Here is a 21,829-nt window from a genome sequence, read left to right as displayed (position 1 = left end):
CCATTTGTTTTGACTGGACCATATGAATTGTCTACTGCTTCATTGTATAGGGGTATCGGTTTGGTTCCCATCTAGGAAATATAGATTATCTTAGAGTATTTATAGTTCTATATTCTTGAGGGGATGCACCGCAGTATTTCTTGAATAGTGTGGAGAAATAAGCCGCGTCGTTATAGCCTACCATTTCCGCGATCTGATAGGTTTTCAAATCGGTGTGGACTAACTGCTTCTTGGCTTCGCCCATTCGCACTTCAGTTAAGTATTCTATAATGCTTTTGCCTGTTTTCTTCTTGAACATCACACTTAAATAAGCCGAGTTCATGTAGATATATTCCGAGATTGAAGTTAAGGTAATATTCTCGCTGAAATGCTCCCGGATGTACTTCATCACTTGCTCCGATGTTCGATTCTCGATTTTCCCCTTCTTGCTGTCCGAGCTGATCTCCTTAAGCACCTTGATTAGAGGATTCATCCTCGCATAGAAGGAATCTGCCGACTCCATGATGCCAAATTCCGCACCCAGATCGTACTCCTGATCCCCCAGCTCCTTCACGAAATGTCGCAGCAAGGAATGGAATACAATGATGACTTCTTTCTCCATGGCTGCAATGGCTTCGAGCGTCAATTCTGCCTGTTTCAACCCTTCGTACCATTGTTTCAGCCGCTCGATGACCGTATCCGCTTGTTCAAGATCGAACAGCTCCGCTAATTGATCCATATAAGGCTTAATGGAACGGCTTGTAATTCGGCTTGCTTGCGAGTAGAAAACAATGACATGACTATCGGAGATCAGACGGACCTTCAGAACCCGCGTCGCTTCTTGGTAACCGATTGACAGCTGTCGCAGCTCGTGCGTATCGGATATACCAATCGAAACCGAGATTTTCAACAGTTCTCTGCTTTTCATCACAATCTGGCTGCATAATGCATGTACCTGCTCTTCATCCATAACGCCTTCATACAGCACGACCAGCACCTCCTGATCGTCATAATAGCATGGCGCATAACCTGTTAGTTCCTCTACGATATTGTGAAGAGCGTACTTCATTAACGTCCAATCGCTTTTGCCATACTTACCCTTCGTTTCCGACTTCTCTTCAATTTGAATGGCAAATAGCGAGTAGCTGGATGCCTTCAAATGAATACCAATAGTCTCAGCCTTGGTTAGGATGGTCTCTACCTGGTGCACCTTGTCGTGCTGTATGAAATTTCTCAGAAATTCATGCTGGATGAGATACTGATTCTGATTTAGAATCCCCTTCAGCTTCACTTCTTCGAGCATTTTCTTCTGCATAGCGGTAAACTCGACCTCGATCTTCCCGAGCAGCTCAAGGAGATCATGATACATGATAGGCTTTAAGATATAATCCTTACAGTTCAGTTTCAGCGCTCGCTTCGCATATTCAAAATCATCGTATCCACTCAGCACGATGGAACGTATGGCGGGGTTCGTTTGCATGACTTCCTCTAGGAGCTGAAGCCCGTCCTTCTTAGGCATGCGGATGTCCGTAATGATAAGATCCACGCCAATGTGAGAGAGCTGCTCCAATGCTTCCTCTCCATTACTGGCCACCGCAACGACCGAGCCGTTTAAGCCCATTCGACCGATCATCTTAACAAGCCCCTCGCGGAGCAGATCTTCATCTTCAACGATCATGATTCTCATTGCGCAGCCTCCTAGGGATTTCAATATAGAACGACGTTCCTATGCCTTCTTCGCTTTCCAACGTAAATTCGAAATCCCCTTCGTACGAAAGCGCGATGCGATTATATACATTTTGCAGTCCGATGCCGCCCGACTGATCCTCGTATTCCCTCAGCTTCATCATCGTGGCGTCGACCGTTTGTTGATCCATCCCCACGCCGGAGTCCTTGACCGAAATAAACAGCCTGCTGTCGCCGGTATCTGTCCACTTCTCTCCTACATGGATGTGGACCAAACCTTCTTTCCCCTTCGGAACAATGCCATGAATTATGGCATTCTCCACGATAGGCTGAATCAATAGACGAATGACCAGCCAATTATTAACGCTTTCGTCGATTTGCAAGTCGAACTGAATGAGCGGGAAGCGGAATTGCATAATCCGAATATAGGTCCGGATATAGTCGCATTCTTGCTTAACCTCGACCCATTCCTCCTGGCTGCCGATCGAGTAGCGCAGCAGTTTGCCGAGCAGGGAGGACATGTCCGAAATTTTATAATTCTCGTCCAGCTCCGCCTGCATCGTAATCGCGCTTAAGGTGTTGTATAGAAAATGAGGATTAATTTGCGATTGCAGCGCTTCGATTTCCGATTTCTTGCGTCTTCGTTCCGTGTCTGTGACGGTTTCGATGAGATTATGAATTCTGCGAACCATAAGGTTGAAGCTGTTGGATATCATGCCGATTTCATCCTTGCGCTTGAAGCTGATCGTGTCGATGATGAAGTTTGTCTTCGAAGCCTGCTGCATAATCTTACTCAAGTTCCAGAGCGGCCTTGTTAAGCGATAGCTGAGCAGATAGACGATGACCATGGTCAATAAGATAAAGACAATATTAGCGAGTAAAATCCATTTGCGGAGCTGATCTACCTTCTGGAATAAGAGATGCTCCGGAACCATGCCGACTAGCTTCCAGCCGGTTAACTCCGAATCGTAGCTGACATGGAATTGCTGCTCTTGGTTGTGCCAATCCATCCGATCGCCGGTCCTTTTCCCATTGAGATCAAAGATAACGCGATCGGTTTGATCCAGTATCAGTAAGTCGCCCTCCTGCAAGAAATTCTCATTGTCCTCCTGCGTAAGGAAATTCAATTGAAAGGCGAGCTGAATCGTAGCCGTAACGTGGAAGGTATTCGGGTTGATAATTGTTCGCGTTACCGAGAACACCGTTTCCCCATCCAAGGACTTGACCGGCGGCCAAACGAGACTGCCCCCATTGTATTCACGGGTGCGATCGATCCAATCTTTATTCGCTTCCACATAATCTTTGCCCAGATGAAAGCGGTTACCATTAATGTCGACAAAATTAACGGCATAGATGTTGTCATCCATCTCACGGAGCATCGACAGCCAGCCATTAATCTGTACGCGCTCATCATAGGGATAACCGTACAGGCCATGCTTGTTAAACCGATGTCTTTCGAAAATGCTCATTAGCGTACTATCATACTCCGGGTTCTTGGTGATTCCGGTGACGAGCTGAATATAACTATCCATCGTTCGCCCTGAGTTATTCGTAATGCCTGTGAGCCATGTAATGGCATCCTTCTGCATCTGTGTCTTTATGGTAGAGAAGGTAAGGAAATTGATGAGGACCGAAGGCAGCAGCACGGTCAGGAGGATAACGAGCATTAACCGATGCTGGAAGGAAAGTGGTTTCCGAATCATGATCGTCTCCTTAATTAGACAAAATTCGCGTTAATTCAAGTATGCTTAAAATTTAAAGAAAGTAAATATCTGTTTTGGACATGAACGCAAAAAACCGCTCCATTTCCGGCTTGGAAATGAAGCGGCAGTCCTGAATTAATTTACACCAAGAACGGTAAATCCGTAAGCGGGCAGTGTTACCGTATAGCTGGTTGACGTAATAGCAGCAGCTGCTCCGCCGTTTAAGAGATCAACCGGAGTCTGTGAGGTGCTGATATCCGTGTTCGCCAGATTCACGGTAATGGTCTGCGAGGAGTTCTGATAGTTTAAGATGACAAGCGCTTTGCTGGTGCCGGTCTTGTTCGTGCGTTTGAATGCGTAATACTTGTTATTATCGTTCGTGTTCAGTTTAACTCTGGAGCCATTCGGCGATAACGCCTTGTAGCTGTTCTGCGCTTTGATCAGCTTGCTTAACATGGTCTGATCCGCGGCCGGCCAGGTCGGAATAATCGTCGTTGTCGGGTCTATCGTATGCTGCCCATTATGCAGGTAGAAGAACGTGCCCATCGTCGTCAAAGTAGCAATCTCGAGCAGCCTTTTGGTCGAAGAAACACCGGCAATCTCCCAGCTTGGCGGAGTCTGCGTAATCCCGTTCACCGCATTGATCGCATCTCGGTTGTTCTTCAAGATCCCGTCTATGGCGTTCGGATTCTGGTTATTGATGGCCGGAATAATCGTACTGTAACCGGAGCCGCCCCAATTCGTAATGTCATAATCCTGCAGCAGGTTATAGTGCCAATCGGTAATCATTTCTTGTCCGCCTGCACCTTCGGCATTGCTGGAAATATCATAGTTTCGCAAAACATCCGTGATGCTCGCATTGTTAATCGAGACATTATTGCCGTCATAGACAACGGGAGCATCCAAGACAATGCCGTCAAAGCCCTTATCCATCCAGAATCGGAGATACTTCTTCGCCTCATCCCGCCATTCCTGATTGGCAAAGTTATACGAAGGAATGTTGGAATCCCACTGCGGTGTTGCCGGGTCATCGCCCCAATAAGCCCAGTAATAGGCGTTCGCTCTTGCGCTCCATGTCCAGCGCTCATATGGACTTGGCGTCGGGCTGAAGTGGAACCAATAACGCTCCTTGCTATACACATTATTGCGGTAATCGTCAGCTGCTTTCAGGAACATCGCGGCCGTGTCACGAGCATAACCCGGATTCAGCATGACCACGATACGAATCCCTTTGGCGTGAGCCTGACTAATCAGATTTTCCATTTCGGCCATCGTGCCCAGACTCGAGTCTACCCCGTAATTATCCGTTGCTCCAAGCCCTGCCCATACATCCGGTGCACCCGGATAGGGAGCAACAAGCTCGATTGCCCCATATCCCTTCGACTTCAACGCATCCAGTTGACTGGTCAGGTAATTGAAGGTCTGGTTATAATACTTGGCATAATAGCGCATGACGCCGGAGGTGCTTTCCCACCATTTCGTCGTGACCGGTGAGCCGTAGCCGAATACCTTCAATTCCCCGCTGCACGCCCAGTGCGCAGCCTGCGAGTAATTTACAGTCAATCTGATATAGCGGTAGGTCCCGGTTACATTCGTAACGGAGCTTGTTCCGTTAATCCCCGTCCCCGTCTTATCCACGAGCATCGTCCAATTGGTCTTGTCTGTCGACCCTTCTATCTTAAACTTCCAAATATCTGCGTCGAAGAAATTCTGTTCCAGCCTAGTGATGAGGCTGTTAACGCCTAAATCCACAATAATCCATTGTGGCATTGTTGCGTCAGAGGCAATCCAGTAGCTATTCGGATTCCCGTCGACAGCAATCCATGGCTCGTAGCCCGGCGCCAAGGAGGAAGATGTTACGGATGTGCCCACTGCCAGATTACGTTCAAGCGACGTGCCAAACACCTTCAGTTCCCCGCTGCAAGCCCAGTGGGCGTTCTGCGAGAACGTTACCGTCAACCGGACGTAACGATAGTTGCCGCTTACGTCTTGTCCCAGGAACGTTCCGTTGATCCCCGCTCCCGTCTTATCCGCAAGCATCGTCCAGTTTACGTTATCCGTGGAGGCTTCAATCTTGAATTTCCAAATATCCGCATCAAAGAAATTCTGCTCCACCCGCTTGAGTGAGCTGATACCGCCCAGATCAACAGTCAGCGACTGAGGCATCGCAGCATCCGTCGCGAGCCAGTAGGTGTTAGGATCACCGTCCACTGCTTTGAAGGTATCCCATCCCGGCTCCGTTGTGGAGGCCGAAGTTGATTTCCCCAAGGCGAGGTTGGCAAAACCGTATACATTGAACTCCGTGCTGCCTGCCCAGAAGCCTGATGCGGAGGAGTTGATAGTCAATCTAACATAGCGGTAGGTGCCGCTTACTGCCTGCTTGAAGGATTGACCAGCCGCCGGCGTCGTTCGATCGAGCAGCATCGTCCAGCTTGTATTATCTAGAGAGCCTTCAATCTTAAAACCGAATGTATCGTAGTCCTTGAAGTTCTGCTCGACAGCCGTCACGATACTAGGACTGCCTAAGTCTACCTTTAACCACTGCGGCGCACTTCCGCTGTTTGCCGCCCAGTAGGTTGACGTATTTCCGTCGCCCGCTTTGCTCGGCTCGTATTTCGCTAAGTTCGTGGAGGCGGTGTATGCTTTTCCTTGTGAAATGACGTAGCCTTCATCAGAACCCATAATCGTTAGCTCTTGGCTGGACGCTGTGTAACCGGAGATTGAGCTTAGGACCGTAAGCTTCACGTACCTGAAGGTTCCGTTCACGCTGTCGCTGAAGGTCCGGCCGGAAGCACTGGTAGACTTGTCCACCAATGTTGCCCAATTGGCATTATCTATTGAGCCTTCAATCTTGTACTTCCACACATCGTCATTCGCGAAGGTTTGATCGATCTTGCTTAAGGTATACAATCCTCCAAGATCAATCTGTAACCACTGAGGCATCGAGGTACTGCTTGCATTCCAATATGTAGTAAGGTTTCCGTCCACCGCTTTGCCTGCGGCATAGGTGGAGCTTTGCGCTGAAGAGGCTGTTGCCGTTCCCGTTAACGCCAAGTTGCCATTCGTTGCATGGGCGATATTCACTTCTACCGGTGCAAACAACGCAAACAGTGTCATCATCATCGCCATCACGGTCATCATAGACATCCATCTGGTATTGCGATTCATCAACGATTCCCCTCTCATTATGAAAACGCTTTCTTACTACGCCATTATACTTCAACAACCAGAAGCGCCAATAGAGAAAATATATTGGATTCTACTTGAATAATTATGGGGATTGTGCTCGGAAATCTAACTTCTCCTACTAGTCTGCTCTGTAAGCGGAATAGTCTCTTACTGCATACATAACCGACCAAATGAGGTTCCATTAGCGGATTAGTCTCTTACTGTGATAAAAGCTAAGTTAGTTTTCGGGCTGAGAGTCACTTTTTGCGACTTTCAGCCTCATTTAAGTTGAGTTTTGTTACTGAGAATATGTTTTTCCGACTCTCAGTGCTCTCCAGCTTTTATTGCACGATAATATTCACTGTTTTCGATACTAAGTAGACCTCTGGGTGAGCTTCTTGAGTGGTTCCCAGAGCTACTCTTCGCTCGAACCCACTGTATTGGGTGAATGGGAAGTTCCCAGCGGATAGTTTTTCTGTTCATCATCTGCCTCTATTCACATAAAAAAGGAACGCAGCCTCTAAGCTGAGTTCCTTTTCCAATGCTATTCCTTATTGGGATCGATCGTTTGGATCGAACCATCCTCGTTGTAATGCAGCTCGGTAAATTTCACGCTGCGCTTATGATCGACTCCTCCGGATAACGAGGCGTCATGGTAGAACAGATACCATTTGTCTTGAAACTCTACGATGGAGTGATGCGTCGTCCAGCCGAGAACCGGTGTCAGAATCGTGCCTTTGAACACAAACGGTCCTTCCGGATTGTCGCTCACCGCGTACACGAGCTTGTGCGTTGTTCCAGTGGAGTAGGAGAGATAATACACGCCTTTATATTTGTGCATCCATGGTCCTTCAAAATACCGGCGATCCTCGTCCCCTGCCGGAATCGGATTCCCATCCTCGTCTACGATCGATATTTCCTTCGGCGATTGTTTGAACGTGAGCATATCGTCGCTCAGCTCGGCCACTTGTGGGCCAAGTGCCGGCGCGTGTGCGTCAGGTCCAGCGGCTTCGGGCAAGTAGGTGCCGGTCTGCCATTTCTCCAATTGCCCTCCCCATAGTCCACCGAAATACATAAATGCTCTGCCATCATCATTCACATATACTGCAGGATCGATGCTGAAGCTTCCGGGAATATAGTTCTCCTCAGCCTTAAACGGTCCGCTGGGAGAAGTACCCGTAGCGACACCAATGCGGAAGATGCCATCGTGGTCTCTGGCCGGGAAGAATAAGTAGTACTTATTATTTCGATAAGCAGCATCCGGTGCCCACATTTGCTTCGACGCCCAAGGCACGTCTTTCACATGAAGCGCTTCTCCGTTGTCCTCACAAGGTGACTCCATATTGTCCATCGACAGTACGTGATAATCTTCCATCGCATACTGGTCGCCGTTATCATTCGTCGGTCCGTCGTGGTCGATGTCATGCGAAGGATAGATATAAAGCTTCCCTTCAAAAACATGGGCAGAGGGATCCGCCGTGTATATATGCGTGACAATTGGCTCATTCGGTTTCATTATTAAACGCTCCTTCTCTATCGCGTAATCGCTTTCATCCTATTATAGAAATGTTTTCACCTCTCTTCATCAGGTAAAGTATTGATCTTACTTATAAAACTTTAGTATTTGCCGGCTTTACGAATAAGCATACTGAAGCAAAATACTGATCCCAATGCCAAAAACCGCACCAACAAACACTTCGCTGGGGCGGTGGCCGAGCATCTCTTTTAACACCGGATCGACCTTCTCATGCCTGTGCATGGATAGTTTCTTGGCGATTCGATTCAAGATGGAGGCGTGCTCCCCCGCATGTCTGCGAATGCCGGCCGCATCATACATCGTAATGAATGCAACCATACAGGCGATCGCAAACATACTTGAAGTGAATCCCTCTTTGATGCCGACTGCAGTCGATAACGCTGTTACTGCTGCGGAATGCGAACTAGGCATGCCGCCCGTGCCAAAAGCAAGCTTGAGGTCCATTGTTCGATGTGTAACCAAATAAATAGGAACCTTAATCGCTTGCGCAATGATTATCGCAGCCAAACCAGCGACTAATGGGTAATTATGAATGACGTTCATGGATGCCGACTCCTTACTTCGATATGACCCGAGTAAAAGTATAGCATTTCCATAATATGTTCTTCACATGCATGCAACGCAACGGATTAAACGTTGCTTGAAAGAGCAAATCTTCATAATTATTGTGAATATCCTATCTTTTCTACTTCTTAACATTTAACATCCGAACGATTGCCGAAGCGGCTTCCCCGCGAGTGGACAGTACTTGCGGCGCGAATTTATTGCCTGTAATGCCACTCACGATAATGATGCCGTTCTTCTCGGCCGTGGATATGGAGGCTTTTGCCCACTTCGGGATCATCGCGTCATCAGCGTAGCCGGTTGTCTGTGCTTGATCAGTGGGTAGACCGGAGGCGCGAACGACCATCGAGATCATTTCGGCATGGGTAATATTCGCGTTCGGTCGGAATGTACCGTCCGCATATCCGCTGATGATTCCGAGTTTCACTGCCAGTTCCACCGATGGAACCGCCCAAGCTTTAATATCACCCTCATCCTTGAAGGAAAGTCGCGTACCTTCTCCCATTGGCTTTAGCCCATTCATGAGCATACTCGTGAACTCCGCACGTGTCACATTCGCATCCGGCCGGAAAGTACCGTCCGGATAACCGCTCACCGCTCCTAGCTTCACTGCGATCATGATATCCGAACTCGCCCAGTGCTTATCAATATCCGTAAATTGAATCGTAGGCGTAACCGTAGTCGGTTTCTGATTATCCGCTACAGTTGCGATACAAACAGCAGTAAATCCCCCACTATCAGCCTTCACTGTAATTTTGGCCGAACCGGGTGATATGCCCGTCACTTTACCAGCATTATCGACAGTAGCGACTTCCATATTATCGCTGCTCCACGTCATCTTCCTATTGGCAGCATTCGAAGGTAGGATAGCCGCGATCAGCGCTTCGCTCTCCCCCTGCTTCAGATGGATTGCTTTTTTATTTAACGAGATGCTGCTGACGGCCACTTTATCCATGTCCAAGATATACGTGCTCCATTTATCGTAAAACTCAAGCTCGATTCTCACTTTATTCGGGTCCGGTTCAGTGATTCTAGGAAAATTGGTTATAGCGTCGATTGTATCCAGAGACCTTTTTTGCGCAATCGTTTTTGCCAGCACGCTAACAACTCCCGGTCTGTTGCTGTCCAGTATATGGAATTGATCAATGACCGGCAGCACCGAGTAAGCGTAGATTGTACTTGTATACTTACTTGTATCTTTGTCGACAAATCGGAGAGGTCCCCTATGATCCATCGTATCTTTTACGTAAAATAGTTTTGAACCGTCAGGCCCATCCCTTGTAATCTGGTAATACGATTCCATATTCGTATTGTCGGTCCAAGCCAGTGAGATGGTACCATCCGTATTCGCCATTGAGGTTAAATCCGTGATCGAACCAGGCTGCAAAATTGTATAAGGGCCGATCTTCAGCTCAGAATAGCTGTCTGAGCCGATGATTGGTGAGAAGGATGCACCGACGCGGAGAATGGCCGAAGTCAACTGTGGATCGATTGGAAAAATAATTTCATATCCATCATAATCACTGTTTTTTAGGAAATGCCATGTAAAACCGTTATCGGTGGAATAGTCTGTCTGAACGTCCATGTCCGTCGAAATCGCTCTATCGGAAGTGAAGGAAACATGATACGGTTGGCCTGCGATCAAATAGGAGCCCGAGTTATTGATGGTGAGCTGATAAATATGCGCTGTTGCAAACGTATGCGGAATCGGCCCTATCGCGCACACAAACATCATATAGACTAAGGCCAGTGCCAGTGACTTTTTTACTGAACCCATTGTTTCTCCTCCTTCAACCGCCGATTTCACATAGCCGTAATATCAATGCTGATCTGCGCTTGCTTGCAGTTCGCTTCGTCGTTCGGATCCTTCATAATGGTGATTATGAACTGTCCGGACAATTGCGTTTGGGCTTTCAGAGCTTCGCTCGTATAGGTGTATTTATGGATCTTCGTAGTGGTATCTTCTTCCTCTTTCATGAATGTGGCATCCTTGGGCAGGAATTGCTTGATGAACGCGAGCGCGTCTTCTACGCTCACCTTTTCTTTGCGATCCACGTATGCATTGTATATCGTATAAGCGATTCCAAAATTTTCAAGAACCCGAAGCTTGCCATCCAAATAACCGATGGTCGATTCGTTCTCCTTTTTGACGCCGGTCCCGAACTTGGAATCGAAATAGCTCAATTTCGCGCCAAGTACCGCATCGTCTAAACGATCAGCTTCGCTTGAATGGGATGGTTCATTTTTTGCGGTGGTTTCTGGCGCTTGGCTCACCACAGCTTCCGATACAGATTGGTTATCATTGACTCCACAGCCGATAATCAGTGTTCCTAACGTCAATAGTATTAGTCCTAGAATAACTGTTTGCCGTATCACAATAGCACCTCTTTTTATAGGGATTATTTAATAAATCAATATATTAGCAGTCCAATAATAAGTAGGCTTAGCCCGATCAGTCCAGCAATCAACCGTACAATATGCCACTTCCACCAGTCATCTCGCAATCTCATCCAATCTGAGGGGGGATTTTCTATCAACCACGACATTATCTTTGCATTAATGGGTTGATTCAGGAAACATGTAATGATGCCCGCAATGATTAAACAAATGGCCGCAACAATCAGCAGCAGCATCCTGTTACGATCATCTCGGGAAAGAACAGCTGAAATGACGGTGAGTATGATACCCACTGCTGCCAATAACGGCAATTTAACATTTAAAGATCGGATTAACTTCTGTTGATGTTCCAGATAAACGGAATATGACATCTGATTAGGATTGACACCAAACCAAATCCCGAACATCGTCCCGACCACAAGTGCCACCAGCAATAAATTAACGGAATAGATAACTGTTTTTATCATTTTTCCTCCAGCATAATAAATAGTCTCTCGGCATTTGCCAAGGCAGATGGGATAGGGAATATCCTAAAAACATCATAAAAAAAGAAGCGCTTCAAAAGCGCTTCTTGGTTCGCGATTATGCCTTCACCTTCAAATAACCATCTATTTCCTTGAGAATGGTTTCGGTGATGCTTTTGTGTTGAGTGACTTCGGCAGCAAACTGCGGCATTGGACGCACCACGGCGGCGACATCGCATAAACCGTTCATTTCGCTGCAACGAACACGATATTCTTCTTTACCTGACTTCCGGTATAGCTCTTCGTTCAAAGAGAGCGCATGGATCCGATATGCTGAGGATTCGGAATTCAGCTTCCACATCGCATAATAAATGGCTGCCTGCTCCTGCTGATCGGAATACTGCATCAGCATCTTATGAAGCTGCTCCAAGGCCTTAATCGGGCTTATACGGCTTAACCCCGCATTCAAATGCAAGAGCTGCAAAAGAAGCTTGAGTTGCATATCTCGTCGATTAAGCCTCTTAGCGATCTTCAGCGCTTCTTCCGCTATTTCCACTGCATGATCGTATTGATTCTGGTGTAGACTCTTCACACTCATGAGATAGAGCGCGTTACATTCAAAAAGAGGAGCGCGAAGCTGTCGGCTCAGTCGAAGCGAGCGATCAACGAACGGATTGGCTTCCTCATCTCGAAACTGCAATAATAAGTTATTGGCTTCCCATCCGAGCAAGTTGGCGGTAAAACGCCAATCCTTGATGGCAATGGCTTCTTCAAGGCAATAGGCGATACACCCAGCCGCTATCGTATAGGATCCCATACATCCATAATATTTGCCGAGCATCCCCAATGCGATAGTCAGACCCATCCGGTCACCGATCAATTGGCTGATCTCAATCTTATCCACGATGCAGTCGAAAGCCTGGTCCATTTGGTCGGTGTCGAGATAGACAAGCGCCAATCCGCCCAAGGCTTTCGCGACCGCGTTCTTATCACGAAGCTCCGTTGCGAGCTTGAACTGCTTCTTGTATGCATGAATCGCTTGGTCGAATTCACATTGATGATAGAACAGCCCCCCAATAACGCCGTAGAACCGGCAATCCTCCTTCGCGCGATCTCCGGAAGGAGGCAATTCCATTCTTACTGTCAAATAGTGAAGTGCCTTGTCGTTATTTCCCATGTAGTAATGCAGCATACCAAGCGTTCCATAGGCAGAGCCAAGACCGGAATGGTCGTCGATCAGCTCAAAATGGCGTCGAGCCCGTTCCAAGTGAAAGCTTGCTTCCTCATATCTCCCCTGCAATCGCAGGCAATTGCCAAGCGCAACGTCGCAGATCGATCGTTCCTGCAGCTCAGTTGAATTCCCATCTTGTGCTAGCCATTGTCTGTAAATCTGCTCCGCTTCGTTCCAATCTCCCGTTATGATAAGAGCATCGCCGAGTTTCATTAGGGTCGGCAGCATCTGTTCGGGAGGCAACAAGGAGATGAGCTTCCGGTAACACTTTATCCGGGTTGCATTGGCATAAATTTTCTCTGCAACAGATGCGGCCATTTCGTAATAGAGAATAGCCTCTTTTTTCATAACCGCAAGTTCGCAATGAAAGGCAATTTCCGCAGCAACGGCTTCAAGCCGCTCTTGATGAAAAGCAATCAATGCGATTGCGATTTTCCGGTGGTATCGGCGGCGCAAGCTCTCGTTTTTCAGCGTATACGCAGCTTCCCTTAGGATATCATGAGTAAAGTCGTATTTCTCGTCCTCTGTCTCTTGCATGACTTTCCATAGCAACAAGTGCTCCATTTGTTCAAGCATCTCTTCCTCTCCCAAGCCTGCCAGCATCGCCATAAGCGCTAATGATACAGGTCTGCCGACAGCGGCAAAGATGGATACAAGATGTCGATTATCCGGCGAAAGCTTCATTAATCGATTTAAAATGATGGATTTCACATAAGGCGAAAATCGAAATTCAATGTTGTCGCTACCCATTTGCCATTCTTTCAACGTTTCCACTATATACAGTGGATTGCCGCCGATTTCCGCGTATAAATTGGACGAATGGCTGTCTGCCAACTCATCGCCGACATTAGCGGCCATCAGCCGTTTCGTTTCTTCCTCACCGAACGGTGCCAGCTCGATTTCCGTCAGCTTCCGTTCCATTCGAAGCCCCGAGACAAATTGTACGATGGCATCGCCCGGAGACTCCTCCGTTCTCATTGTCGCGACAACTAACAGCTTTGACTTGGTTTCATTACGGAGTAGATAAGAGAGGAATTGCAGCGTCTCTCCATCGCTCCATTGAATATCGTCAAGGAGGAGGAGCAGCGGTTGCTGAACCAGCAGCATCCGCTCTATCGCTTCATACCATTGGTTCAATTGCCAGTTGTCCTGAATGAGATCCGGCTTCGGCAAGTCCGGGTATCGTTCCCACAGTTCTGGCAGCAAACGGGTCAATTCCGACAGCCAGATCGGACTGAGCTGCGGCAAGGGAACACTCCTGAGCCATGCTGTGATCGGTGTGTAGGACAATGATCTAACTGACGGGTAGCATCCGGCAAAGGCCGTTTGGTACCCTTGTCTCTCTACCCATGCTTTAAATTCCAAAGCCAATCTGGTTTTGCCGATTCCCGCCTCACCCTTCAACAGCAGGAGGGAATTTCTTCCGATCGTTGCCTGCTTCCAGTCGCTAACCATGTTTCCCCATTCGCTGATTCTGCCGACCAGCGGAGTCTTGCTTTGTTCAGCAGTCGGTGGTTCGCTGCCCATTTGCGTGAGTCTTTCTACAAGCTGTAAAGTTTCCTCCGCAGGACCAATCCCTAGCTCGTCTTGCAGTATGCTGCGCAATTGCTGATAAATTAGCACTGCGCCTGCCATGTCATTATTCAAGGCATGGAGCCTCATCAGCTTACGGTAAGTTTCCTCCCTTAATGAATTCAGTACAAGCTGCTTATTCGCATATAATAGGGCCGACGAGTACTCCCGCTGATTTTCCAGAATAGAAATAAGCTTGTCGAGTACAGATGAATACGTTTGCGCCAATTGATCCCGCTTGGCACCAAGCCATTCCTCTTGAAAACCGGGCAGAAGCTCTCCTCTGTACAATTCTTCCGCTTTGCGAAGCTCGTAAAGGGTTCTTCCTTCTGCCCCCTGTTCAAACTCGCGCACATCCAAATAAACGGGTAATTCAAGATTCCACTGGATGTATGCTGGAGTAATTTTGAGATATCGATCGGTTTGTGGAAGACATTCCCGCAGGTCGTGAAGGAGTTTCCGCAAATTGGATAAGGCTTGTTTCTCTGTGGAGTCCGGCCAGAAATCAAAGGCAATTTGTTTCCTCGTTTGCGGCATGTCAAAAGCTAGTACCAAGTATGCCAGCAGCCGCGCCTTTGCACCGGAAGTAGACGTCGTAAAATCTTCTTCGTCAAAGGTAATTTTATAACCGCCTAATAGTTGAATGCTGCAGCCAGCCAAACCGTCCCCTCCCCCTTCGCAAATCTCCCCTAACCATTTATTCTATTTTTGCATCCAAATCCCTCGTGTGCTGACCTGTTAATTAAATCATCAAGGTTGCTGGATAATTTATCAGTACTGGAACACAATATTTGTAGTGTTTATGCCGTAATTTGATTAAAAATAGATCGATGTGCGTGAATAAATCAATTATCATAGTTACGAAAATTCTCTCATTAATTAAGCAAATATTCTCAACAGTTTTGACACCAGACATAGACATGTGTAATAAAAAGGTGTACGCTACTATTATTAATATCAGATCATAGTACCTAGTACTAAGGAGATGAAGAACATGCTGCAACATCCTTTACGATCACTGGCATCTATAACTGCTTTTGGCGCTTATGTCCCTGAACGTGTGTTAACGAATCAAGATTTAGAGCAGATGGTAGAAACGACGGACGAGTGGATTTTCCAGCGGACCGGCATCAAAGAAAGACGGATTGCCGCAGACGATCAGTTCTGCAGCGACCTTTGCTTCGGCGCGGTTCGAGACTTACAGCTCCGCTACGGAGTCGTGCTGGAGGATGTCGATTATATCCTAGTCGCAACAACTACGCCGGATACCTATTTCCCAAGTATGGCTGCACGGGTACAGGCGGAGTTTGGTATTACTTCATGCGGAGCGGCCGATGTGCAAGCGGCTTGCGCTGGTTTTGTCTCGGGACTGCAGCTCGCCAATGGGTTATTGCTCTCAGGTGCTTATCACAAAATTCTCGTTATCGGCGCGGAGACGCTCTCCAAAGCGACGGATTACACCGACCGCTCCACATGTATTCTGTTTGGTGACGGTGCCGGAGCGATGCTCATAGAACGCAGTGAGGACGGGGCTTTCCTCGCTTCCTACAACAATACGAAAGGCAATGACGGCCATCAGCTATACCGCTCATCGCTTTCTTCCGCCATTGATGGCGTGCCGATTCAGACAAACGGCATGATCGTTCAGAACGGGCGCGAGGTGTATCGCTGGGCGGTAACGACTGTGCCTAAAGGCATTCAAACCTTGATGGACCAGAACAACCTGACGCTTGCGGACATCAACTGGTTCGTTCCGCACAGCGCCAATATGCGGATCGTGGAATCGGTTTGCGAGCGGACCGGTATTCCCCTTGAGCACACACTGACTAGCATGCGGGAATACGGCAATACGTCTGCAGCTTCCATCCCGCTCGCTCTCGATCTTGCCATCAAGGATAATCGGATCAAAACCGGCGATATGGTCTTACTTTACGGCTTCGGCGGCGGCTTGACGGAGTCCGCTCTGCTGCTTCGCTGGACGCTATAAGAGAAGACTGACAGCCCTTTGCCAGAAAGTACATGGCGGGGCTGTTTTGTTTTATTTTGCCCGAATGGTGGCAAAGGAAGTATACTAGTAGACATACAAGTATAAGTTTAAGAGAAAGTGTAGGTAGCCCGCTTATGAATGATCTGAAACAGGCTTATGAGCTGCTTGGCCTGCCGGAAGGCGCAGCGAAGGAAGATGTGGAGAAGCGTTATTTTATTCTGATCCGCCGTGACCGTATGACTAAGCAACGTGAAGTAACCGAGCATACCGAAGAGCAAGGCGTCAGTCTGGAAGAGATTAACCGGGCGTACAAGCTGATCCTGGAGATGGAAGATCAGAAGACGACGGAGCAGTTTAATCAAGCGAATTACGGCAAATATAAGGCGATGGGGCCTTTCGTTCAGAAGACCGAGCACTTCTTTAACTACTATAAGTTTCATGTTCTTGGTGTAATCGCTGTCATTCTGATTATTATTTTCGGAACGCGTGCGTATATCGATCATCGCCACGAGATGGCAGAACTTGCGAAGCTTCCGCCTGTTGATGTGAGCGTTTCCTTCTTCGGCGAATACTTCAGCGAGGACGGCACTTATCCGATGTCCGACCTTAAGCCGCTCGAGAACCGATTCCTCTCGCAGTTCCCGGATTGGAAGCGCGTCACCGTGTTCTTCACGTATGTCCCTTCCCAAATGAACAGTCAGCAGGACTCTGCAATGATTCAGAAAAGCATGATCGATCTCATGATGAACAAGGCTGATGTCTACATCATGGATAAAGATAACTTCATTAAGCTCGCTCAGGATGGCTCGTTGCTTCCGCTTGATGGCGAGAATCTAAGCAAGCTGGGGCCGGGCTACACACCTGAGCAGGCTATGAAAACGGTGACGGAGGACGTTCCGGACCCGCATGTATACGGCGTCGATATTTCCGACAGCCCGCTGATGAAAGGCGTTCCGGTCTTCGGCAAAGAGTACATTGCCGGCATCCGGATCAACGGCGAGAAACAAGACAACGCGTTTAAGTTTATCGCGAATTATTTGCAGCCTGCTGCTGCGAAGTAAGGATAAGGGCAAGGGCCGTACCTGGAGTCAACTTTGTTGACTCGGGTACGGCCCTTTTGTTTGTTGGCGCGCTGATTGTTGCGCCGACATTCTTGCTCTCAAGAACTCGCCCGCAGCACCAGATGCTTCAAGCCCGTGTAGCGATCCCGCAGCTTATGCGCTTCTTGCATCGCTTCGGCGATAAGCGCGTCGGACAGGCCGATCTCGGCCGGATCGGACGGTCCGCCGGCTGCGCGGAGCCATTCCCGCAGCTGGTCGGCATGCGGAAGCGCGCCATAGATGGCGGGGTACTCCGCGACAAGCTGCTCGCGGTACAGCTCGGCGAGCAGCACCGAAGCGACGCCGACCTTGGCCCCGTGCAGCAGCTGCCTGCGGCCCTCGCGGATGTACGCCATCTCGAAATGATGCGACAAATGATGCTCGCCCCCAGACGCCGGGCGGGAATGTCCCACAAGCAGCATGGACCAGCCGGACAGCAGCAGCGCCTCCATCAGCACGCCAACCCCGCTAAGCGAACCTGTTGCGATCTCGTTCACGTTCTCGATGCACGTCATGAGCGCCTGCTCGGTGAGCTCATAAGCCAGCGGGCAGAACGGCTCGCCTGCCAGCTCATGCGAGAATCGCCAATCGGCAAGCGACGTAAACTTGCCGAGCATATCGGCGAAGCCCGCTGCCGTAAGTCGCTGCGGCGCAGCGGCAAGGACATGCAAATCCGCGAAAACGGCACATGGCGCGACGGCCGGAACCGTTATTTTCACGCCATCAACAATGATCGGCGCGCCAACGGAGGTGAATCCGTCTACCGATGCCGCTGTCGGAACGGACACGAAATCACGTCCCGTCTGATAACACACGAACCGCACGATATCATGGATCGTGCCCGACCCTACGGCCAGAATCGCCGTAACATGCGACGGCGTTTCCAGCATCAATTGCACGATCGTCCGCTCATCCGCAATGACATCCCCTTGGGCATTTGGCTTTAGCATGCAAATTCGGCAAGCCGCCCCCGCTTCCTCAAGATGCGCAGCAAGCGTTTGTCCCGCTGCCTCCCACGTATTCGCATCGACGACAAGTACGACCTCACCGTATCCTCTATCTTGTACAAAAGGAGCAACCTGACGCAACGCATCCGCATCCAGCACGCCGGCCATCCTGATAGGGGCAAACACAACCCCTTCCGACTTCACTCTGGCTGCAGCGTTTACTTCGTCTAATGCCAATTGGATATTCATTCCCACCGTTCCTCTCGCATTTATACATGCACTGAACCTTCGTCCTTTTCAGTATACATCGTTGCGCATTAAAATCACTCTTTAAGATGGGTTCCTATCCGTGATTGATACTTATCTCCTACTGATCAACAACTACCCACACGCGCGTCTACTCTTCCACATATTGTAATCATATGTGTTTGCTAGATAGGGAGGCTGCAACTGATGAAGCTGCTATTCACGTATTTTATTCCAAGCGGCGGGATCGAAACGCTGAATCGGCTGCGCTATCATGCGCTTCGAGCGGTTGGCATAGAGGCGCACGCGCTCTATTTGTGGGATGGCGCAGGTAGGCAGAATATGATTGGCATCCCTCATTACGTCACCAATAGTAATGAGGAGATTCAAGCCATTCTAGCTGCGCAGCAATATGATGCTATCATTGTAACCTGCGACCATCTTATGCTGGAACGGCTGTACGGACTTGGTTACCGGGGTGCCATGATTTACGAGGCTCAAGGACTCGGCACGAAGGAGCAAGCATTGGCTACTTTCGCATTTGCCTCAGGTTATATTCGCACGTATGCCAGAGCTGCCATTAGCCCGCCGACCTCACATCTCATGGGGCTTTTTCAAACCTACCTGGGTACCCTCCCGCGATTCTATGTGCAAAATATGATCGATACGGGCAGCTTTATCCACCATCATGTGCCGCTATTGAATCCTACCGGTGCGCCAATCCTAGGCTGGATCGGTCGCCTGGAGCGCAACAAAAACTGGCCGCTTTACTTGTCGATCTGCAGTGAACTGGTCAAGGAGCGCCCGAATATGCAGCTATGGATTTTTGAAGATGCCACGATATCAGAACCCGGCGAGCGGGAGAAATTCTACGCCAAGCTGTATGAGCTCAATCTGCAGAACAATATTACGATACGCTCCAATATGCCACATAGCCATATGCCCCATTACTTATCCGCAATCGGAGATTCCGGCGGCATGCTGCTTTCAACCTCAACCACCGAAGGCTTCGGTTATGCTGTCGCAGAAGCGATGAGCTGCCTTTGTCCGGTGCTCTCCACCGATTCCGATGGCGTTCGCTGCTTCATTACGCATAATCAGACCGGGAAATTTTTCGTGAGTCATACGGTAGAAGAGGCTGTTCGAGAAGCAAAGGATCTAACAGACAACAGACCGCTAAGAGAGCTCATCGTTCGTGGCGCTAAGGAGCACATCCAAACCGCATTCTCCCCAAACCGATATGCGGCTGATTTGATCAACATCTTCATCGCACTCCGGTTAATGCAGCATGCTTAATCCGCAAAAATGGTTTTCTACCTAAGAACAACTGCTGTGTCTGCATTCGCCCTGTCCCCATATAGTAAGGATAGATATGAAACCGTCGAGGTGAGAGAAAGACTATGCTGCCAAAAGTGTCGATCGTCATTCCTTTCTATAACGATCCTTATGTTGATCAAGCTATCGTCAGTGCGCTCTATCAAACCTATCCGAATATCGAAATCATCGTCGTTGATGACGGCTCGACCCGGCATCAGAACATGATCGCCCCTTATCGCAGCCGCATTCATTATCTTGGCAAAAGAAACGGTGGAACAGGCAGCGCACTGAACTACGGCATTACGATGGCCACCGGCAAATACGTCGCGTGGCTCAGTTCTGACGATCGATTCACGCCGGATAAAGTGGAACGGCAAGTGGCCTATATGGAACAAACACAGGCGCGTATCTGCCATACGGATTACCATGTCATCAATGAACATGGGGCAATTACGGAATATACGGCAGCAGCCAAATATGCGTCAGCCAAAGCGTTCATTAACGGTATACGGCACGGATGTCCGGTCAATGGATGCACGATTATGATGACCAAAGAGCTGTTTCACGGTTTAGGGGGCTTCAACGAGGGGTTGCCCTATACCCATGACTACGATATGTGGATCCGCGTGCTGCTTTCTCGTGTTGATTTTCATTATCTGAATGAGCCGCTGACATTGTACCGCCGCCATTCCCAGATGGGGACGGTCCGAAACTTCAACACGGTCATGCATGAGGCTAACGGCGTCAATGCCAAATATGCGCATCTGCTCGATCAACTGCTCGCAACACTGCCTGGCTAGCTGATTCGACAAGAAGAGAATGCCTGCTGAGATTACTTTCGGCGTTGGGCATTCTCTTCTTGTTGTCAGGCCTAATTACCACGCCCGATTCGTCCAGCCATTCTGTCTTTCCTCACGGAAGCGCTGTACCCACTGCTCGGCAATGTCATCTGCAATCGGATCAAAATGTGGTGGTGCTACAACAACACCCTCCGTCTCCATGCCCAAATAGGTCAGAATATCCAGCACCGTCTGCTCGTAGTTCCGGATAAAATCCTCATAGACGATGGTCATCGGCGTAATTCCGCCCTCAATGAAGAACTCTTCCATCGCTGCCTCGCGCAATACCGATTCCGCCACCAAATGATTAATCGCATCAAAGTTATACTCATTGGAAATATCGACTTCACTAGGCTTCTGTCCATGCCCGCGGTGCCATTCATCTGAAACAATCGCACGCCACCAGGATACGGCAAGACGTACTTTGTTCCGCCTCGTCATGAAGATGTATTTGCAGTTTGGAAAAGCAGCTTCCCACACAGCCGGCCGAGGTACATCGTCTGCCAGATTATAAGCCGCTTTAAAACACGTGATCCACTTGTCGAACTGAGGGAAGCATATTGAATCCTTGATACCGAAGACCCCGTTCGGAGTAGTCCCTTCCTCCAATTTCTGCTCGATCTCTTGTAAGCTGATTGTTTCGGGATCATTAACGTGCATCCATTCTCTCGGAACCCCCGCTACACCTGTCGATGTCAGCGCTTCTGCGAGCAAAGTACTTCCGGTTCGTTGCGAGAAAAAGATCGTATACGATTGAGTTGGTTTCATAAGGTTATTCCTGCTTTCATCATGGATTATTTGTAGGTATGGAGTAAAATGCACGCAAAAAAGCCGCAGATGAACGAATGTCCATCTACGGCTTCAGGCAGCACGAGTACGCAGCACGAGCTGCGCGTCCGATTAGGCCAAGCGTTAAGGATGAATGTTCATGACAGGGTGCATGGTAGCCGGTAACACAAACAGACCGCTGCTGAGCAGCTGTTCGATCGCGTGTTGTAGCTATCATGCCTATTCAGATATCGATTAACCGATAACTGCTGTCAAGAACTGGGTCATCTTTGCACGCTCCATCCTCTTACAAATTTATCCTAG

At 48.7% G+C, this 21,829-nt stretch carries 15 protein-coding genes; 4 read left to right on the top strand and 11 right to left on the bottom strand.

The features are described from left to right. Window positions 1–85 precede the first annotated feature (85 nt). The 9 genes from AC0YN4_RS10600 to AC0YN4_RS10560 form a co-directional block, all read right to left on the bottom strand. Window positions 86–1,666: a response regulator transcription factor gene (locus AC0YN4_RS10600; RefSeq protein WP_475835772.1), complete on the bottom strand. Its 1,581-nt coding sequence runs from the start codon at window positions 1,664–1,666 to the stop codon at window positions 86–88. Continuing rightward, on the bottom strand, window positions 1,647–3,368 hold the full coding sequence (locus AC0YN4_RS10595; RefSeq protein WP_475781436.1) for a sensor histidine kinase: 1,722 nt from the start codon (window positions 3,366–3,368) through the stop codon (window positions 1,647–1,649). The genes AC0YN4_RS10600 and AC0YN4_RS10595 overlap by 20 nt, the downstream gene beginning before the upstream one ends. Before the next feature lie 135 nt (window positions 3,369–3,503). Next, window positions 3,504–6,536 (bottom strand): discoidin domain-containing protein, encoded by a 3,033-nt coding sequence (locus AC0YN4_RS10590; protein WP_475835771.1) that lies wholly within the window; start codon window positions 6,534–6,536, stop codon window positions 3,504–3,506. A 544-nt stretch (window positions 6,537–7,080) separates the two neighbouring features. After that, window positions 7,081–8,052 (bottom strand): glycoside hydrolase family 43 protein, encoded by a 972-nt coding sequence (locus AC0YN4_RS10585; RefSeq protein ID WP_475781434.1) that lies wholly within the window; start codon window positions 8,050–8,052, stop codon window positions 7,081–7,083. Window positions 8,053–8,169: 117 nt separating this feature from the next. After that, window positions 8,170–8,616 (bottom strand): divergent PAP2 family protein, encoded by a 447-nt coding sequence (locus tag AC0YN4_RS10580; protein WP_475781433.1) that lies wholly within the window; start codon window positions 8,614–8,616, stop codon window positions 8,170–8,172. A gap of 142 nt (window positions 8,617–8,758) precedes the next feature. Next, window positions 8,759–10,414, bottom strand: coding sequence for an S-layer homology domain-containing protein (locus tag AC0YN4_RS10575; RefSeq protein ID WP_475835770.1), 1,656 nt, complete (start codon window positions 10,412–10,414; stop codon window positions 8,759–8,761). A gap of 26 nt (window positions 10,415–10,440) precedes the next feature. Then, window positions 10,441–11,013 (bottom strand): hypothetical protein, encoded by a 573-nt coding sequence (locus AC0YN4_RS10570; RefSeq protein WP_475835769.1) that lies wholly within the window; start codon window positions 11,011–11,013, stop codon window positions 10,441–10,443. Window positions 11,014–11,048: 35 nt separating this feature from the next. Beyond that, a complete protein-coding gene (locus AC0YN4_RS10565) occupies window positions 11,049–11,501 on the bottom strand; it encodes an anthrone oxygenase family protein (RefSeq protein WP_475835768.1) in 453 nt (150 codons plus the stop codon). A 115-nt stretch (window positions 11,502–11,616) separates the two neighbouring features. Continuing rightward, complete coding sequence (locus AC0YN4_RS10560; RefSeq protein WP_475835767.1) at window positions 11,617–14,961, bottom strand: tetratricopeptide repeat protein; 3,345 nt, start codon at window positions 14,959–14,961, stop codon at window positions 11,617–11,619. Window positions 14,962–15,295: 334 nt separating this feature from the next. Between AC0YN4_RS10560 and AC0YN4_RS10555 the strand changes: the two genes are divergently transcribed. Both AC0YN4_RS10555 and AC0YN4_RS10550 read left to right on the top strand, forming a co-directional pair. Continuing rightward, complete coding sequence (locus AC0YN4_RS10555; RefSeq protein WP_475781428.1) at window positions 15,296–16,288, top strand: beta-ketoacyl-ACP synthase 3; 993 nt, start codon at window positions 15,296–15,298, stop codon at window positions 16,286–16,288. A 134-nt stretch (window positions 16,289–16,422) separates the two neighbouring features. Then, on the top strand, window positions 16,423–17,349 hold the full coding sequence (locus AC0YN4_RS10550; RefSeq protein WP_475835766.1) for a J domain-containing protein: 927 nt from the start codon (window positions 16,423–16,425) through the stop codon (window positions 17,347–17,349). Window positions 17,350–17,447: 98 nt separating this feature from the next. Here the strand turns inward: AC0YN4_RS10550 and AC0YN4_RS10545 are convergent, their stop codons facing one another. Further along, a complete protein-coding gene (locus AC0YN4_RS10545; RefSeq protein ID WP_475835765.1) occupies window positions 17,448–18,584 on the bottom strand; it encodes a sn-glycerol-1-phosphate dehydrogenase in 1,137 nt (378 codons plus the stop codon). Between the two features lie 204 nt (window positions 18,585–18,788). Between AC0YN4_RS10545 and AC0YN4_RS10540 the strand changes: the two genes are divergently transcribed. Both AC0YN4_RS10540 and AC0YN4_RS10535 read left to right on the top strand, forming a co-directional pair. Further along, a complete protein-coding gene (locus AC0YN4_RS10540) occupies window positions 18,789–19,877 on the top strand; it encodes a glycosyltransferase family 4 protein (RefSeq protein ID WP_475835764.1) in 1,089 nt (362 codons plus the stop codon). A 104-nt stretch (window positions 19,878–19,981) separates the two neighbouring features. After that, window positions 19,982–20,698 (top strand): glycosyltransferase family 2 protein, encoded by a 717-nt coding sequence (locus tag AC0YN4_RS10535; protein WP_475781424.1) that lies wholly within the window; start codon window positions 19,982–19,984, stop codon window positions 20,696–20,698. Between the two features lie 75 nt (window positions 20,699–20,773). Here the strand turns inward: AC0YN4_RS10535 and AC0YN4_RS10530 are convergent, their stop codons facing one another. Next, the gene (locus AC0YN4_RS10530) at window positions 20,774–21,505 is read right to left on the bottom strand and encodes a Stf0 family sulfotransferase (protein WP_475835763.1); all 732 of its coding nucleotides are present in this window, start codon (window positions 21,503–21,505) and stop codon (window positions 20,774–20,776) included. Window positions 21,506–21,829: the final 324 nt, after the last annotated feature.

Source organism: Paenibacillus sp. J22R3 (assembly GCF_056269305.1).
This window is presented reverse-complemented; position numbering and strand designations above follow the sequence as displayed.

What these genes read in the sequence shown, in the direction of transcription:
- AC0YN4_RS10580 (WP_475781433.1), bottom strand. Translation starts at nt 8,616, where the DNA reads ATGAACGTCATTCATAATTACCCATTAGTCGCTGGTTTGGCTGCGATA.
- AC0YN4_RS10595 (WP_475781436.1), bottom strand. Translation starts at nt 3,368, where the DNA reads ATGATTCGGAAACCACTTTCCTTCCAGCATCGGTTAATGCTCGTTATC.
- AC0YN4_RS10535 (WP_475781424.1), top strand. Translation starts at nt 19,982, where the DNA reads ATGCTGCCAAAAGTGTCGATCGTCATTCCTTTCTATAACGATCCTTAT.
- AC0YN4_RS10530 (WP_475835763.1), bottom strand. Translation starts at nt 21,505, where the DNA reads ATGAAACCAACTCAATCGTATACGATCTTTTTCTCGCAACGAACCGGA.
- AC0YN4_RS10600 (WP_475835772.1), bottom strand. Translation starts at nt 1,666, where the DNA reads ATGAGAATCATGATCGTTGAAGATGAAGATCTGCTCCGCGAGGGGCTT.
- AC0YN4_RS10555 (WP_475781428.1), top strand. Translation starts at nt 15,296, where the DNA reads ATGCTGCAACATCCTTTACGATCACTGGCATCTATAACTGCTTTTGGC.
- AC0YN4_RS10575 (WP_475835770.1), bottom strand. Translation starts at nt 10,414, where the DNA reads ATGGGTTCAGTAAAAAAGTCACTGGCACTGGCCTTAGTCTATATGATG.
- AC0YN4_RS10540 (WP_475835764.1), top strand. Translation starts at nt 18,789, where the DNA reads ATGAAGCTGCTATTCACGTATTTTATTCCAAGCGGCGGGATCGAAACG.
- AC0YN4_RS10550 (WP_475835766.1), top strand. Translation starts at nt 16,423, where the DNA reads ATGAATGATCTGAAACAGGCTTATGAGCTGCTTGGCCTGCCGGAAGGC.
- AC0YN4_RS10545 (WP_475835765.1), bottom strand. Translation starts at nt 18,584, where the DNA reads ATGAATATCCAATTGGCATTAGACGAAGTAAACGCTGCAGCCAGAGTG.
- AC0YN4_RS10590 (WP_475835771.1), bottom strand. Translation starts at nt 6,536, where the DNA reads ATGAATCGCAATACCAGATGGATGTCTATGATGACCGTGATGGCGATG.
- AC0YN4_RS10565 (WP_475835768.1), bottom strand. Translation starts at nt 11,501, where the DNA reads ATGATAAAAACAGTTATCTATTCCGTTAATTTATTGCTGGTGGCACTT.
- AC0YN4_RS10585 (WP_475781434.1), bottom strand. Translation starts at nt 8,052, where the DNA reads ATGAAACCGAATGAGCCAATTGTCACGCATATATACACGGCGGATCCC.